Here is a 16,284-nt window from a genome sequence, read left to right as displayed (position 1 = left end):
CTCAGCCCTCGACGGGGGCGTTGGCGGCCGCGGGCTCGGCAAGCCTGGCCAGCATGGCGGTGACCATGCGGGTTGAATGGTCGGCGGCCTGGTCCAGGAACTCGTCGAAGGAGAGGTGGTTGTCGCCGCCGCCGGCGATATCCGACAGCGCGCGGATCACCACGAAGGGGCAGCCGTAGAGATGGCAGGTCTGGGCGATGGCCGCGGCCTCCATCTCGGCGGCGAGCATGGTGGGGAAGCGCGAGCGTGTCTGCGCCACCCGTTCCGGGCAGGCCATGAAGGCATCGCCGGTGGCGATCAGCCCCTCGACGACCTTGACCTCGTTCATCGCCTCGATGCATTCGCGAGCGACCGTGACCAGGCGCTCATCGGGCAGGTAGGCGGCCGGCATCTGTGGCACCTGGCCATGCTCGTAGCCGAACACCACGGCGTCGACGTCGTGGTGGCGGACTTCGCTGGACACCACCACATCGCCGATTTCCAGGCCTTCGCCGAAGCCGCCGGCGGAGCCGGTGTTGATGATCGCCTCCGGCTGGTAGGTGTCCATCAGCAGGGTGGTGCCGATGGCGGCGTTGACCTTGCCGATACCGGATTGCAGGATCACCACCTCGACGCCGTGCAGCCGGCCCTGATGGAAGGTAGAGCCGACGTGGGTGCGAGTCTCGCGGTCCTCGAGCATGGCCGCGAGCCGGGCGACCTCCTGGCTCATGGCGCCGATGATGCCGATGCGTTTCATGTGTCCGTTCTCCGCGTAAAAGCGCGTCAGGGGAGGGCGATAGTGGGATGCGATGCCGGCTCGCGCACCCGCGCTGGAAGGCGGCGCGGATTGACGTGGCGAACGCAGGGCAGGCGGGCCGCCGCCGGGGTGCCGGAACCGACGTTCAGGCGCGACTCGATGCAGATCTCGAGCGCCGGCGGCGACCAGGAGGTCAAGTGCAGCAGGCGATCAGGCGTCGTCGCCGAACACCTGGCTCCACTCGTCGCGCTTGGCCAGGAAGCCGCGGGCGATCGACTGGGCGCCTTCCAGGCTGTGGCTGGCGGCCCAGCCGCACTGCATTTCGTTGCAGGCGGGCACCTCGGTGGCGGTCAGCACGTCGTTGAGGGTGCCTTCGAGCAGCTCGAGCACACCGTCGTAGTCGTCGTGGTTGATCATCGCCACGTAGAAGCCGGTCTGGCAGCCCATGGGACTGATGTCGACGACCTTGTCGGAGTGGTTGCGCGAGTGCTCGGCCATCAGGTGTTCCAAGGAGTGCAGCCCGGGCATCTCCATGTGGCCCTGATTGGGCTGGCAGATACGCATGTCGTACTTGTGAATGCGATCGCCGTGCTCGCCGGTCTTGATGTCGGCCAGACGGACATAGGGAGCCTTCACCTTGGTGTGATCCAGGTTGAAGCTTTCGACGTTCATCTTGTCGCTCATCGATGGGCCTCGCGAGTCGGTGGAAAGTCAGGGGCGTATTCTACCGGAGTGCGACGCCGGGTGCACGGGGCCGGGTGGTCCGCCTCACTCCATGCCGTCGTGCATCTCGGCGGCCAGCAGGGTGTTCTCGAGCAATGAGGCGACGGTCATCGGGCCCACGCCTCCGGGTACCGGCGTGATGTGGCTGGCGCGGGCGGCGGCGGGTTCGAACTCCACGTCGCCGATCAGCCGGCCATCGTCCTGACGGTTGATGCCGACATCGATCACGATGGCGTCGTCACGCACCCATTCTCCCTTGACCAGCCCCGGCGCCCCGACGGCGACCACCAGCAGCTCGGCGCGGCGGACGTGCTCCTCGAGGTTGCGGGTGAATCGGTGGCAGACGGTGGTGGTGCAGCCGGCGAGCATCAGCTCCAGCGCCATGGGGCGGCCGACGATGTTGGAGGCGCCGACCACGGTGGCGTCCAGGCCGCGTACGTCCACGCCGGTATCCTGCAGCAGGGTGATGATGCCCTTGGGCGTGCAGGGGCGCAGCAGTGGCAGGCGCTGTGCCAGGCGTCCGAGGTTGTAGGGGTGAAAGCCGTCGACGTCCTTGTGCGGCAGGATGCGCTCGAGGATAGGACGGGAATCCAGGTGGTCGGGCAGCGGCAGCTGGACCAGGATGCCATCGACGTCGTCGTCGGCGTTGAGCCGGTCGACCAGCGCTTCGAGTTCCGCTTGGCCCGTCTCGGCGGGCAGTTCATGCTTGATCGACTGGATGCCGGCCTCTTCGCAGGCGCGCTGCTTGTTGCGCACATAGACGGCGGACGCCGCATCCTCCCCCACCAGTACGACGGCCAGTCCCGGGGCCCGTCCGCCGGCTTCGCGACGTGCCTGCACCTGGCGTGCGACCTGCTGGCGGACTCGGGCGGCAACGGACTTGCCATCGATCAGTTGGGCGGACATCGAGGTTCCCTCTGAGTGAAAAGAAGACGATCGGAAAGGAGGGAGCGATTTTCGCATGCGCCGGCGTCCAGGCAAAGCTATCTCGGCGGAGGGGCGGCCGGGAAGGGCATCGTGCGGCGAGCCGATGGCTAACATCCTGAACAAGAGGGATGGTGGCTTGACGCGAGCGGAGAGTTCCGTAGAATACGCAGCGCTCGACGAGGTCCCTGCGGCGGCGTCGAGGCCGTGCAAGAGCCGGCGGGGTGTAGCGCAGTTTGGTAGCGCGCCTGCTTTGGGAGCAGGATGTCGGGGGTTCGAATCCCTCCACCCCGACCACAAGCTGTTGATTGAATGGAAAAATATTCAATTCATGGCTTGCGGTAAGATGCTCGGGAACGTAGAATGCGCCCATAGCTCAACCGGATAGAGCAACGGCCTTCTAAGCCGTAGGTTGCAGGTTCAATTCCTGCTGGGCGCGCCAGCTGGTTTGGCACCTTGCGGTCTCTCGGTTGAGTCATATCGAAATGGTGGGTGTAGCTCAGTGGTAGAGCCCCGGATTGTGGCTCCGGTGGTCGTGGGTTCGATCCCCATCATCCACCCCATTTCGATAGCACCTCAGGCAGTGGTGGATGTAGCTCAGTGGTAGAGCCCCGGATTGTGGCTCCGGTGGTCGTGGGTTCGATCCCCATCATCCACCCCATTGCCTCCCTTCTTCAGTATCGATGTCGTGACGATTTCAGGCGCTGCCACCTAATACGGTGAGTGGCGGTTTTGTTGTGTTTGCCAGGTTGGCATCGATGCCGGCGTGGCATGAAGAATCGTCGCCCGACCCTTGTCTCGCCGAGTCATCGCCCCCATATCTTCGCGCATGGCGCTTGCCACTGCTGGGCGGGATTCATAGAATCCTTGCCCTTGAACATCGAGACGCTTTTCACGCAGCGCTTTTCACACACTGAACGCCCCAGTCGGTAGAGGACAATTCATGCAAGTTTCCGTCGATACGACCTCCCAGATTGAACGCCGCATCAAGGTGCAGGTGCCGGCCGCCGAAATCGACGATGCCGTTGCCGCTCGCCTCAAGGATGCCTCCAAGAACGTGCGCCTGGATGGTTTCCGCCAGGGCAAGGTGCCGATGTCGGTGATCCGTCAGCGCTATGGTAGCGGCGTGCGCGACGAGGTGGTCGGCGAGGTGATGCGCGAGCGTTACGTCAAGGCCATCACCGACGAGAGCCTCAACCCGGCCGGCAACCCGCAGATCGAAGCCGAGGTCAACGAGGCCGGCAAGGATCTCGAGTTCACCGCGACCCTGGAGATCTACCCGCAAGTCGAGCTGGCCTCGATCGAGGGCACCGAGGTCGAGCGTCCGGTGGTCGACCTGGCCGACAGCGATGTCGACGAGATGATCGAGACCCTGCGCAAGCAGAACGCCGACTGGGAAACCGTCGAGCGGGCCGCCGAGGATGGCGATCAGATCAACATCGATTTCCAGGGTTACCTGGGCGACGAGCCGTTCGAAGGCGGTAGCGCCGAAGGTCACGACCTGGTGATCGGTTCCAACAGCTTCATCCCCGGCTTCGAAGAGCAGCTGATCGGCGCCAAGGCCGGTGAGGACAAGGAGCTCAAGGTCACCTTCCCCGAGGACTACCAGGCCGAGCAGCTGGCCGGCCAGGAAGCGACCTTCAAGGTCAAGGTCAACGCCATCAAGGCGCAGGCCCTGCCCGAGATCGATGCGGCCTTCGTCGAGAAGTTCGGCGTCGATGACGGTGATCTGTCCAAGTTCCGTGACGAGATCACCAAGAACATGACCCGCGAGTCCACCCAGGCCATCGACAACCGCGTCAAGCAGCAGGTGCTCGAGGCGCTGAAGCAGGCCAACGATATCCCGGTGCCGCAGGCCCTGGTCCAGCAGGAGACCGACGGTCTCAAGCGTCAGGCCGCTCAGCAGTTCGGCCTCGGCGAGGACTTCGACGTCAGCCAGCTGCCCGACGAGCTGTTCGCCGAGCAAGCCAAGAGCCGCGTGCAGATCGGCCTGCTGCTGGCCGAAGTGATCAAGGTCAACGAGCTCGACGCCTCCGACGACGAGATCAAGGCCAAGGTCGAAGAACTGGCCCAGCAGTACCAGGACCCGCAGCAGGTCGTCGAGTACTACATGGGCAACGACCAGATGAAGGATCAGGTCAAGTCCGCGGTCCTCGAAGAGAAGGGCGTCGACGTGCTGCTGTCTCAGGCGACCGTCAAGGACGTCGAGATGAGCTACCAGGATGCGCTGGCCGCGGCCCAGCAGCAGGGTGGCGAAGCCGACGGCGAAGAAGCCGACGAGGCCGAAGCACAGGCGTGATGGCGTCTCCCGGCCTTCCGCTCGCGATGCGCGGAGGGTCGGGGCCTGCCGGGGGCGGGCTGATCGGCGCTGGCGCCGCGATGTCCCACGCCCGACGAGCCACGGCGTTGAATAGTGCGCTATTCACCCCCATGTCTCGATGCGGTATGACACATCCGTGACCTTCGCGAGATCAGTCAAGCCCGGCGGGCTTTCTGGTATCGCCCCCACACATCGGACGCAAGGACATCACCATGAGCAACGAGTTCGATACCCAATCCGCCGGCGGCCTGGTGCCGATGGTGGTCGAGCAGAGCGCACGCGGCGAGCGGTCCTACGACATCTATTCCCGCCTGCTCAAGGAACGCGTGATCTTCCTGGTGGGGCCGGTCGAGGACTACACGGCCAACCTGCTGGTGGCGCAGATGCTGTTCCTGGAGTCCGAGAACCCGGACAAGGACATCCATCTTTACATCAACTCGCCAGGCGGCTCCGTCACCGCCGGGATGTCGATCTACGACACCATGCAGTTCATCAAGCCCGACGTCTCCACCGTGTGTATCGGTCAGGCGGCGAGCATGGGTGCACTGCTGCTGGCCGGCGGCGCGGCGGGCAAGCGCTACTGCCTGCCCAACTCGCGGATGATGATCCACCAGCCGCTGGGCGGCTACCAGGGGCAGGCCTCGGACATCGAGATCCATACCCGCGAGATCCTCGGTATCCGCGAGAAGCTCAACCAGATTCTGGCCGATCACACCGGTCAGGAATTCGAGACGATCGCCCGGGATACCGACCGCGACAACTTCATGAGCGGCCCTCAGGCGGCGGAGTATGGCCTGATCGATGCCATGCTGGATAAGCGGCCGACATCCTGATAGCGTGATATTTACCACGCTCTGATTACGTGATTACCGGCGGCCTGCGGGCCGCCGCTGCGAGAGAGGTACACGAATGGCCGACGGCAAAGGCACGGACGAAGGCGGCAAGCTGCTGTACTGCTCGTTCTGTGGCAAGAACCAGAACGAAGTGCGCAAGCTGATTGCCGGCCCGTCCGTCTATATCTGCGATGAGTGTGTCGATCTGTGCAACGACATCATTCGCGAGGAGGTGCTCGATGCCGATGCCGAGAGCGACGAGGAGCGTCTGCCTGCCCCCCGCGAAATTCGTCACACCCTCGATGACTACGTGATCGGCCAGGACCGCGCCAAGATGGTGCTGTCGGTGGCGGTCTACAACCATTACAAGCGGCTTCGCAACAGCCCCAAGGAAGAGGTGGAGCTGGGCAAGTCCAACATCCTGCTGATCGGCCCGACCGGTAGCGGCAAGACGCTGCTGGCCGAGACGATGGCGCGGCTGCTCAATGTGCCGTTCACCATCGCCGATGCGACCACGCTGACCGAGGCGGGTTATGTCGGCGAGGATGTCGAGAACATCATCCAGAAGCTGCTGCAGAAGTGCGACTACGACGTCGACAAGGCCCAGCGCGGCATCGTCTACATCGACGAGATCGACAAGATCTCGCGCAAGTCGGACAATCCGTCGATCACTCGGGATGTTTCCGGTGAGGGCGTCCAGCAGGCCCTGCTCAAGCTGATCGAAGGCACCACGGCCCAGGTGCCGCCGCAGGGTGGTCGCAAGCATCCGCAGCAGGAGTTCGTGTCGGTCGACACCACCAACATGCTGTTCATCGTCGGCGGTGCCTTCGCCGGCCTCGACAAGGTCATTCGTGATCGCGCCGAGAAGGGCGGCATCGGCTTCAATGCCGAGGTGAAGAGCAAGGACGAGACCAAGGGCGTCGGCGACCTGCTGCTGGACGTGGAGCCCGAGGATCTGGTCAAGTTCGGCTTGATTCCCGAGTTCGTCGGTCGCCTGCCGGTCATCGCGACGCTCACCGAGCTCACCGAGGATGCGCTGATCCAGATCCTCACCGAGCCGAAGAACTCGCTGATCAAGCAGTACGGCCGGCTGTTCGAGATGGAAGGAGTGGAGCTCGATTTCCGCGAAGACGCCCTGCGTGCGGTGGCCGGCAAGGCCATGGCCCGCAACACCGGCGCGCGTGGCCTGCGTTCCATCCTCGAGTCGGTGCTGCTCGACACCATGTACGAGATTCCTTCCAAGGAAGGCGTCTCCAAGGTGGTGATCGATGCCTCCGTCATCGCCGGCGACAGCGATCCGTTGCTGATCTACTCCCAGCAGGAAGCATCGAAGGTCGACGGTACCGACGGCTGAGACGCCCGTCTCGCGTCGGTGCGACGCCCGCCAATGGGCGTCGTCGATCCAAGGGCCGCATCAGCGGCCCTTTTCTTTGCCGCGTCATCGGCTATGACCTTGCAATGCCGCGCCATCGCCCCCATTCCCTGGGTATCTCCATTGATCGTTTGAGGAAGGTCTGCGATGCAGCAGAACGCCGAACAGACCCTGAGTCTGCCCCTTTTGCCGCTGCGGGACGTGGTCGTCTATCCGCAGATGGTCATCCCGCTGTTCGTCGGCCGCGAGAAATCCATCCAGGCGCTGGAAGCCGCCATGGAGGTCGACAAGCGCGTGCTGCTGGTCGCACAACGCGAGGCCAGCAAGGACGATCCCGATAACGAGGATCTGTTCCCCATCGGCACCGTGGCCGAGATCATGCAGCTTCTGAAGCTGCCCGATGGCACCGTCAAGGTGCTGATCGAGGGCGAGTCGCGTGCCGATATTCGCGACATCCAGGCCGTCGACGACGGTTACAGCCGTGCCGAGCTGGTGCTGCGCGACAGCGAGCCGCTGTCCGAGCGCGAGCAGGAATCCCTGGTGCGTGTGCTGCTCAACCAGTTCGAGCAGTACGTCAAGATGTCCAAGAAGGTGCCCAACGAGGTGCTCAACTCGCTGTCGGGCATCGAGGATCCGAGCCGGCTGGTGGACACCATCTGCGCCCACCTGTCGCTGAAGATCGACGACAAGCAGCAGCTGCTGGAGATGGATCGGGTGCGCGACCGCATCGAGCATCTGATGGCGCTGATCGAGTCCGAGATCGACCTGCTGCAGGTCGAGAAGCGTATCCGTTCTCGCGTCAAGGACCAGATGGAGAAGTCCCAGCGCGAGTACTACCTCAACGAGCAGATGAAGGCCATCCAGAAGGAGATGGGCGAGCTCGAGAACGTGCCCAACGAGGCCGACAAGTACGAGCAGGCCATCACGGAATCCGGGATGCCCAAGGAGGCCGCGGAGAAGGCCAATCAGGAGCTCGGCAAGCTCAAGATGATGTCGCCGAATTCCGCCGAGGCGACGGTGGTGCGTTCCTACCTGGACTGGCTGGTCGGGGTGCCCTGGAAGAAGCGGACCCGGGTCCGCCATGACCTGGCCCACGCCCAGAAGGTGCTGGACGAGGATCACTACGGCCTCGAGGAGGTCAAGGAGCGCATCCTCGAGTACCTGGCCGTGCACAAGCGGGTCAAGAAGCTCAAGGGGCCGGTGTTGTGCCTGGTGGGGCCGCCCGGCGTGGGCAAGACCTCGCTGGGGCAGTCCATCGCCCGGGCCACCAATCGCAAGTATGTGCGCCTGGCCCTCGGCGGGGTACGCGACGAATCCGAGATCCGCGGCCATCGCCGCACCTATATCGGCTCGCTGCCCGGCAAGCCGATTCAGCAGATGAGCAAGGCCGGCGTCAAGAACCCGCTGTTTCTGCTCGATGAGGTCGACAAGGTCGGCATGGATCATCGCGGCGATCCGTCCTCGGCGCTGCTCGAGGTGCTCGACCCGGAGCAGAACGACAAGTTCAGCGACCACTACCTGGAACTGGACTACGATCTGTCCGAGACGCTGTTCATCTGCACCGCCAACTCGATGAACATCCCCGAGCCGCTGCTCGACCGTATGGAGGTGATCCGTCTACCGGGCTACACCGAAGACGAGAAATTGGGTATCGCCAGGCGTTACCTGACGCCCAAGCAGCTCAAGGCCAACGGCTTCAAGGAAGACGAGCTCAGCTTCGACGACGAGGCGCTGCTCGAGCTGATCCGCTACTATAGCCGCGAGGCCGGGGTACGCGAGCTCGAGCGCCAGATCGCCAAGGTTTGCCGCAAGGTGTTGCGCGAGCGCATCGAGGAGGAGGGCAAGGAGGGTGCCCAGGCGTCGTTGAGCCTCGCGGCCGACGATATCGAGCGCTACGCCGGCGTGCGTCGCTACAGTTACGGCCTGGCCGACCAGGAAGATCAGGTAGGCCGCGTCACCGGCCTTGCCTGGACCTCGGTCGGCGGCGAACTGCTCAGCATCGAGTCGGTGGTGACGCCGGGCAAGGGGCGTCTCGACAAGACCGGCTCGCTTGGCGATGTGATGAAGGAATCGGTGAGTGCGGCCCAGACCGTGGTGCGGGCTCGTGCCGCGAGCTTCGGTATCGATCCCGAGCGCTTCGAGAAGGAAGACCTGCACATCCACGTGCCTGAGGGCGCCACGCCCAAGGATGGCCCCAGCGCCGGGGTCGCCATGGTGACGGCGATGATCTCGGCCTATGCGGGTCGCGCAGTGCGCTGCGACGTGGCCATGACCGGCGAGGTTAACCTGCGTGGCGAGGTGCTGCCGATCGGCGGCCTCAAGGAGAAATTGCTGGCGGCCAGGCGTGGTGGTATAAAGACCGTGCTCATTCCGGAGGAGAACCGGCGAGACCTGAAAGAGGTCCCGGATAATATCAAACAGGCACTCGATATCCGTCCCGTGCGTTGGATCGACGACGTCCTCGAGGTGGCCCTGAGCGAAAAGCTTGGGCGTCAGGATGAAGAATCTCGAGTAGAAGACAAGGCTTCTTCTCACTCGATGATCAGCACACACTGACGACATTTTTCTCTACTTTCCGGGGTAAAAACCCCGGAGTGGTGGGAGTTGTCAGGGAAGGTTGCTTGACACGTCTTTCATCGCATTGCTATAAACTACCGCCATGCTGTGATCGCGTCAGTCAGCCGCAAGTATCGCCGATTAGAGCCAATTTACGTAACAGTCAAGGGGTGAAGTGTGAACAAGTCCGAGCTGATCGAAGCCATTGCTGCGTCTGCCGATATTCCCAAGGCAGCCGCTTCCCGCGCGCTGGATGCCATGGTCGACACCGTGGCCGATAGCCTGAAGAAGGGCGATAGTGTCTCTCTGGTGGGTTTTGGCACCTTCACCGTCAAGGAGCGTGCCGCGCGTACCGGCCGTAATCCGCAGACCGGTGATCCGATCGAGATCAGCGCCGCCAAGGTGCCGAGTTTCAAGGCCGGCAAGGCGCTCAAGGATTCCGTCAACTAAGGATACGGCTAGGCCGTTATCCTGAATGACGTTTCCCTACAGGCGCACCGCTGTCGCGGTGCGCCTGTTCTGTTTCGGGGCCCCGTCGGGGCGGGCGCGCTGCGCTCATCCTGTCGCGTGGCCAGTGTGTACGCATGTAAGATGTGCGTCCTGACCCACAAGATCCGCAGAGGCCTGCATGCTGCAAAGTATTCGTGACCGCTCCACCAGTTGGGGCGCCAAGATCCTGGTCGGTGCCGTGGTGGTGACCATGGCCCTGTTCGGCGTGGAGTCCCTGGTGGGGCTGCTGAACAGCGACGGCGAGGAGGTCGCCAAGGTCAACGGCGAGCCGATCATGCGACAGCAGGTCGAACTCGAGGTGCAGCGCGCCATCCGCAGTGGCCAGGTGCCGCCCGAGCAGGAGCGCCAGCTGCGAGCCGACACGCTCGATAACCTAGTCACCAATCAGCTGCTGACCCAATATGCCGAGCAAGGCGGGTTGCACCTGTCCGACGCCCAGATCGACCAGCTGATCGTCACCCTACCGGACTTCCAGGACGCCAACGGCCGCTTCGACAGCGAGCTGTTCAGGAATCGCCTGGCCAGTGCCGGCTTCACGCCGGTCGCCTTCCGTGCCCAGCTGCGCGAGGACATGAAGCGTCGCCAGCTCCAGCAGGGGCTGGCGATCAGCGAGTTCAGCCTGCCGAGCGAGCAGCAGCGCCTGGCCGAACTGCAGCGCCAGGCACGGACCTTCCGCCACTATGCGTTGACGCCGGAGGACCTCACTCAGGCGCCCGAGGTCGGCGAGGACGATCTTCAGGCCTACTACGAGGCGCATGCCGACGACTATCAGCGTCCCGAGCAGGTCAAGCTGGCCTATGTGGTGCTCGACCGGAAGGCCATGGCCGAAGGCGTGGAAGTCTCCGAAGATGACCTGCGTCAGGCCTGGCAGGACAGGGCGGCCAACGCCGATCGGCGGGTCTCCCACATCATGGTGAGTATCGGCGATGAGCGCTCCCGCGAGGACGCCGTGGCGCGCCTCGATGACGTCCAGTCACGCCTGGCCGAGGGAACATCCTTCGCCGAGCTGGCCGCCGAGTTCTCCGATGATACGTCCACCAGTGACGAGGGGGGCGATCTCGGCGTGATCGGCCGCGGATTCTTCGGTGAGGCCTTCGAGGAGGCGGCCTTCGCCCTCGGCAAGGGGCAGGTCTCGGATATCGTCGAGACCGACAACGGCCTGCACTTGATCAAGGTCACCGGGCTCGACCGCCCGTCGTTCGAACAGGCGCGTGAGGATCTGCGCCAAGAGGTGGCCCAGGAGCAGGTCGAGGATGCCTTCAACGATAAGGCTCAGGAGCTGATCGACGAGAGCTTCGCCGCCGAGGACCTGGCAAGTGTCGCCGATTCGCTCGGCCTCGAGCGCCAGCAGAGCGGCTGGGTCAGCCGCGACGCCGCCGACGGCGTGCTCGCCGAGCCCGGTGTGATGCGTCAGGCCTTCGCCGATGATGTGCTGGAAGAGGGCTTCAACAGCGAGGTGATCGAGCTGGGCGAGGACCGTCGCATGGTGCTGCGGGCGATGGAGCATCGCGATGCCACCACGCTGCCGCTTGAGGAAGTGCGTGAGCGTGTCGTCGCCGCGGTGACCGACGCCAAGACCCGCGAGGCGCTCGAGTCTCGAGCCGATGAGCTTTTGACCTCGCTGCGTGATGGCGAGGCGCCGGGGCTCGACTGGCAGCGTACCGAGTCGCTGAGCCGTCAGTCGGGTGGCGATCTCGCCCAGCCGGTGATCGATGAAGCCTTCCGCCTGCCGCATCCGACCGAGGGCGAGACCGTCTACGGCCGCGCCAGTGATGGCCAGCGGGTCGTGCTGATCGGACTGTCGGCGGTAACCGCCGGCGAGGCCAATGAACAGAGCGAGGCCTTCGTGGCCCGCATGGCGCGTCAGCTGCGTTCTCAGGCGGCAGTCAACGGCCTGCTCGAGCATCTGCGTGAGCAGGCCGAGGTCACGCGGCTCTAGTCGGCTCCCCGTCGTCGGCCTGGCGTCGACGTGGAAGCGCGCATCACCGAGCGGTGGTGCGCGTTTTTTTATGGGTTCAACCTGTTATAAAATAACATTTTTGTCGACTCCAACCTGCGAGGTGCGCCATGTCGTCGATTCGGGAGCCGATCCCCGTCCATGTCATCACCGGGTTCCTCGGCAGCGGCAAGAGCAGCCTGATTCGCCGCCTGCTCGACGACAAGCCGCCTGGGGAGCGCTGGGCGGTGGTGATCAACGAGTTCGGCCGGGTCGGGATCGATCAGGCGCTGTTCGAGTCCCGTGATGATGTGGTGGTCAAGGGGTTGCCCGGCGGCTGCCTGTGTTGCCAGCTGGCCTTCGTGCTGCAGGCATCACTGGTCAATCTGCTGCATCGCCACCGCCCCGACCGGCTGCTGATCGAGCCCTCTGGGCTTGGGCACCCGGCGGGCCTGCTCGACCTGCTGCGCGACGAGGGGCTCGGCGAGGCCCTGGCGGTGCAGGACATCGTGGCGTTGCTCGACCCGCGACGCCTCGACGACGCTCGGGCTCGGGAGCACGAGACCTTCCGCGACCAGTTGGCCATGGCCGATGGTGTGGCGCTGACGATGACCGATCTGGCCGATGAGACCCAGCGGGCGGCGGCCCGTGACTACCTGGCGGCACTATGGCCGGCCAAGCGCTGGGTCGTCGAGGCGCCTCATGGCAGCCTGCCCGTCGAGCGGCTGCTGAGCGGGCAGGGGCATCGTGAGGATGTCGACTCGGTGTCGCGCTCCGCGGATCATCGGGTCCCGTCGGCGACGGAGGGGCTATCCGCGCCGACGCTGGAGCTGGCGGGGGCGCCCGGTCGCGAACCGAGCCCGGGCAGGCCCTGCCGCGAGGTCGGCCAGTCTCTGGGGCATCGCAGCCTGGGATGGCGCTGGCATGCCGAGGAGGTGTTCTGCCTGGATGCCTTGACCGCGTTTCTGGAGGCGTTGCCGCGGGCGCTGCGCATCAAGGCGGTGCTGCATACCGATGCCGGCTGGCGAAGCTACGATCGCGCGCAGGGTCGCGCCACCCTGGCGCCCAGCGCCTGGCGCCGCGATTCGCGCCTGGAGCTGATCGCCGACTCGGCGGCGATGCCAGAGGCCGAGGGGCTCGAGGCGGGGCTGGCCGCCTGCCGCCGCTGAGCGAGCGGGGCCCTCAGGCGCCAGGGTAGCTACAGCGGGAAGTCGCGCAGTATCGGCGGCTGGCCGGCCTCGATCTCGATCTCCCAACCGCGTTGCGGCTGCCAGTCGCCCAGCACGTAGCGGCGCGCCGGCGTGCCATCAAGTTCCAGCTCGTGGACGGCGGGGCGATGGGTGTGGCCGTGGATCATGGTGGTCACGCCGTGGTCGCGCAGCGCCTGGACCACCTGGTCGGGGGTCACGTCCATGATGTCCTCGGCCTTGTTGGAGTTGGCCTCACCGGACTGGTCGCGCAGCTGCTTGGCCAGCGCCAGGCGTTCGGGAATCGGCATCGCCAGGATCTGGGCCTGCCACTGCGGGTCCCGGGCCTTGGCGCGAAAGCTCATGTAGGCCTCGTCCAGGGTGCACAGGCTGTCGCCGTGCATCAGCAGCACGCGCTCGTCGCCGAGGGTGACCACGCTGGGGTCGGCCAGCAGGGTCGCACCGGCGGCGGCGGCGAAGCGCTCCCCGAGCAGGAAGTCGCGGTTGCCGTGCATCAGGTAGATGGCGGTGCCGGCGTCGGCGCGGCGCTTCAGGGCCGCGGCGATGCGCGAGGCGAGCTCGGCGGTGCCGCTCGGGTCGGCGGCGCCGAGGTCGAGCAGGTCGTCGCCGATCCAGGCCTCGAAGAAGTCGCCGAGGATATACAGGGCCTCGGCCCCGGGGGCGCGGGTCTCAAGCCAGTTCAGCAAGCCTTCGGTGATGTCGGGGGCGCCGGGGTGCAGATGAAGATCGGAGATCAGCAGGGTCGACATGGCGTCTCTCGTGGGCGGCGGAGGAAAGACCGCGCACCCGCCGGTGGGCGGGTGCGCGGCTGTGGCTCGGGGCGGTCTCAGGCCTCGGCGGCGTCCTGGACATAGGCGCGCTGGATGATCACGTCCTCGGCCGGCACATCGGCGTGCATGCCGCGGCGGGTGGTGGCCACATCCTTGATGCGGTCGACCACGTCCATGCCCTGGACCACTTCGGCGAACACGCAGTAGCCCCAGCCCTGCAGGTTCTTGCCGCGATGGTTGAGGAAGTCGTTGTCGGCGACGCTGATGAAGAACTGCGAGCTGGCGGAATGCGGGTCCTGGGTGCGGGCCATGGCCAGGGTGCCGCGGGTGTTGGTCAGGCCGTTGTCGGCCTCGTTCTCGATCGGATCGCGGGTCGGCTTCTGGTTGAAATCCAGGTCGAAGCCGCCGCCCTGGACCATGAAGCCATCGATGACCCGATGGAAGAGGGTGTTATCGTAGAAGCCGTCGCGTACGTACTGCTCGAAGTTGGCGGCGGTCTTCGGCGCCTTGTCGTGATTCAGCGCGATATGAATGTCGCCGAAGTTGGTCTGCAAGATGATCATCATGGTGTCCTGTCTTCTCGAAGCGGGATGCCTTGGCGCCCTATGGGCAGGTGACGCTATAATAGCCGTTTTGCGTCGATGCGCGAAGCCGTGGTCAGGCCCGCGGCGTTGCGACGACAGGCCCGCGTTCCACCAGAGGTTGCCCAATCAACATGACCAGCGAGACCACCAGCGCACCGAACTTCATTCGCAACCAGATCAGCGAAGAGATCGAGGCCGGCCGGCAAGGGAAGATCATCACCCGTTTCCCGCCGGAGCCCAACGGCTTCCTGCATATCGGCCATGCCAAATCGATCTGTCTGAATTTCGGGCTCGCCGAGCAGTTCGGTGGCGACTGTCATCTGCGCTTCGACGACACCAATCCGGCGAAGGAAGAGCAGGCCTATATCGATGCCATCAAGGAGGACGTCAGCTGGCTGGGCCATGAGTGGGCGGGCCAGGTGCGTTTCGCCTCGGACTACTTCGACCAGCTGTACGCCTGGGCCCAGCACCTGATCCGTGAAGGCAAGGCCTATGTCGACGACCTCTCGCCGGAGGAGATGCGCGAGTATCGCGGCACGCTCACCGAGGCCGGCACGCCGAGCCCCTATCGCGAGCGCGGCGTCGAGGAGAACCTCGACCTGCTGGAACGCATGCGGGTCGGCGAGTTCGCCGAAGGCGAGAAGGTGCTGCGCGCCAAGATCGACATGGCCGCCTCCAACATCAACCTGCGCGACCCGATCCTCTACCGCATCCGCCATGCCTCGCATCACCAGACCGGCGACAAGTGGAAGATCTATCCGTCCTACGACTTCACCCACGGCCAGTCCGATGCCCTGGAAGGCGTGAGCCACTCCGTCTGCACCCTGGAGTTCGAGGATCATCGTCCGCTCTATGAATGGTTCCTCGATAACCTGCCGGTGCCGGCCAAGCCGCGCCAGATCGAGTTCGCCCGGCTGAACCTGAATTACACCCTGACCTCCAAGCGCAAGCTCAAGCTGCTGGTCGACGAGGACATCGTCGACGGCTGGGATGACCCGCGCCTGCCGACCATTTCCGGCATGCGTCGCCGTGGCTATACCCCGGCCTCGATCCGCAAGTTCTGCGAGATGATCGGCGTGACCCGTGCCGACGGCGGTCTGGTCGACATCGCCATGCTCTACCACGCCATCCGCTCCGACCTCGAGGACAACGCGCCGCGTGCCATGTGCGTGCTCAAGCCGCTCAAGGTGGTGCTGACCAACGTGCCGGAGTCCCATGAGGAGACCTATCAGGTGGCGGGCCATCCGGCCCGTGAGGACATGGCCGTGCGCCAGATCCCGTTCACTCGCGAGGTCTACATCGACCGCGACGACTTCATGGAAGAGCCGCCGAAGAAGTTCTTCCGCCTGGCGCCGGGCAAGGAGGTGCGGCTGCGCAACTCCTATGTCATTCGCTGCGACGAGGTGATCAAGGATGCGGCTGGCGAGGTCAGTGAGCTGCGCTGTTCGGTGGACTTCGATACGCTGGGCAAGAACCCCGAGGGTCGCAAGGTCAAGGGCGTACTCCACTGGGTCAGCACCGCCCATGCGGTGCCCATGGAAGTGCGTCTCTACGACAACCTGTTCACGGTCGAACAGCCGGACAAGGACAAGGATGCCGACTTCCTCGAGCACCTGAATCCCGAGTCGCTGAGCGTGGTTCACGCCATGGGTGAGCCGAGCCTCGCCGAGGCGACGGCCGAGAGCCGCTTCCAGTTCGAGCGGGTCGGCTATTTCTGTGCCGATCGCCATGCCTGCGAGGCGGGCAAGCGGGTCTTCAATCGCACCGTGGGGCTCAAGGACGGCTGGGCCAAGGCCAAGAAGAAGGGCTGAC

At 64.8% G+C, this 16,284-nt stretch carries 13 protein-coding genes and 4 tRNA genes; 12 read left to right on the top strand and 5 right to left on the bottom strand.

Annotated elements, in window-relative coordinates; translation table 11 throughout:
* Window position 1: 1 nt before the first annotated feature.
* The 3 genes from mtnN to folD form a co-directional block, all read right to left on the bottom strand.
* Window positions 2-736 (bottom strand): 5'-methylthioadenosine/S-adenosylhomocysteine nucleosidase, encoded by a 735-nt coding sequence (mtnN, locus tag ETC07_RS01750; protein WP_136246780.1) that lies wholly within the window; start codon window positions 734-736, stop codon window positions 2-4.
* A gap of 210 nt (window positions 737-946) precedes the next feature.
* Entirely contained in the window at window positions 947-1,420 is a 474-nt protein-coding gene (locus tag ETC07_RS01745; RefSeq protein ID WP_136246779.1) for an S-ribosylhomocysteine lyase, read from the bottom strand.
* Between the two features lie 84 nt (window positions 1,421-1,504).
* On the bottom strand, window positions 1,505-2,365 hold the full coding sequence (gene folD, locus ETC07_RS01740; RefSeq protein ID WP_168709144.1) for a bifunctional methylenetetrahydrofolate dehydrogenase/methenyltetrahydrofolate cyclohydrolase FolD: 861 nt from the start codon (window positions 2,363-2,365) through the stop codon (window positions 1,505-1,507).
* A 238-nt stretch (window positions 2,366-2,603) separates the two neighbouring features.
* Between folD and ETC07_RS01735 the strand changes: the two genes are divergently transcribed.
* The 11 genes from ETC07_RS01735 to ETC07_RS01685 all read left to right on the top strand — a co-directional run bounded on the left by ETC07_RS01735 (window position 2,604) and on the right by ETC07_RS01685 (window position 13,079).
* Window positions 2,604-2,680 (top strand) — tRNA-Pro (locus ETC07_RS01735).
* Window positions 2,681-2,748: 68 nt separating this feature from the next.
* A tRNA-Arg gene (locus ETC07_RS01730) sits at window positions 2,749-2,825 on the top strand.
* A 46-nt stretch (window positions 2,826-2,871) separates the two neighbouring features.
* Window positions 2,872-2,946, top strand: a tRNA-His gene (locus tag ETC07_RS01725).
* Window positions 2,947-2,969: 23 nt separating this feature from the next.
* Window positions 2,970-3,044 (top strand) — tRNA-His (locus ETC07_RS01720).
* Window positions 3,045-3,326: 282 nt separating this feature from the next.
* The gene (gene tig / locus ETC07_RS01715) at window positions 3,327-4,682 is read left to right on the top strand and encodes a trigger factor (protein ID WP_136246777.1); all 1,356 of its coding nucleotides are present in this window, start codon (window positions 3,327-3,329) and stop codon (window positions 4,680-4,682) included.
* Between the two features lie 233 nt (window positions 4,683-4,915).
* Window positions 4,916-5,536, top strand: a complete 621-nt coding sequence (clpP, locus tag ETC07_RS01710; protein WP_136246776.1) for an ATP-dependent Clp endopeptidase proteolytic subunit ClpP — start codon at window positions 4,916-4,918, stop codon at window positions 5,534-5,536.
* Window positions 5,537-5,612: 76 nt separating this feature from the next.
* Complete coding sequence (gene clpX, locus ETC07_RS01705) at window positions 5,613-6,890, top strand: ATP-dependent Clp protease ATP-binding subunit ClpX (protein WP_136246775.1); 1,278 nt, start codon at window positions 5,613-5,615, stop codon at window positions 6,888-6,890.
* 165 nt (window positions 6,891-7,055) lie between these two features.
* Window positions 7,056-9,464, top strand: a complete 2,409-nt coding sequence (gene lon / locus ETC07_RS01700; protein ID WP_136246774.1) for an endopeptidase La — start codon at window positions 7,056-7,058, stop codon at window positions 9,462-9,464.
* A gap of 177 nt (window positions 9,465-9,641) precedes the next feature.
* Entirely contained in the window at window positions 9,642-9,914 is a 273-nt protein-coding gene (locus ETC07_RS01695) for an HU family DNA-binding protein (protein WP_136246773.1), read from the top strand.
* A 178-nt stretch (window positions 9,915-10,092) separates the two neighbouring features.
* A complete protein-coding gene (locus ETC07_RS01690) occupies window positions 10,093-11,913 on the top strand; it encodes a SurA N-terminal domain-containing protein (protein WP_136246772.1) in 1,821 nt (606 codons plus the stop codon).
* 128 nt (window positions 11,914-12,041) lie between these two features.
* A complete protein-coding gene (locus tag ETC07_RS01685) occupies window positions 12,042-13,079 on the top strand; it encodes a CobW family GTP-binding protein (RefSeq protein ID WP_136246771.1) in 1,038 nt (345 codons plus the stop codon).
* A gap of 29 nt (window positions 13,080-13,108) precedes the next feature.
* Here the strand turns inward: ETC07_RS01685 and ETC07_RS01680 are convergent, their stop codons facing one another.
* Together ETC07_RS01680 and ETC07_RS01675 are read right to left on the bottom strand one after the other, a co-directional pair.
* Window positions 13,109-13,867, bottom strand: coding sequence for a UDP-2,3-diacylglucosamine diphosphatase (locus ETC07_RS01680; RefSeq protein ID WP_136246770.1), 759 nt, complete (start codon window positions 13,865-13,867; stop codon window positions 13,109-13,111).
* Window positions 13,868-13,944: 77 nt separating this feature from the next.
* Window positions 13,945-14,451, bottom strand: a complete 507-nt coding sequence (locus tag ETC07_RS01675; protein ID WP_136247012.1) for a peptidylprolyl isomerase — start codon at window positions 14,449-14,451, stop codon at window positions 13,945-13,947.
* 152 nt (window positions 14,452-14,603) lie between these two features.
* Between ETC07_RS01675 and ETC07_RS01670 the strand changes: the two genes are divergently transcribed.
* Window positions 14,604-16,283, top strand: coding sequence for a glutamine--tRNA ligase/YqeY domain fusion protein (locus tag ETC07_RS01670; RefSeq protein ID WP_136246769.1), 1,680 nt, complete (start codon window positions 14,604-14,606; stop codon window positions 16,281-16,283).
* Window position 16,284 lies beyond the last annotated feature (1 nt).

It is taken from the genome of Halomonas borealis, from assembly GCF_004798905.1.
Taxonomy (GTDB): domain Bacteria; phylum Pseudomonadota; class Gammaproteobacteria; order Pseudomonadales; family Halomonadaceae; genus Halomonas; species Halomonas borealis.
This window is presented reverse-complemented; position numbering and strand designations above follow the sequence as displayed.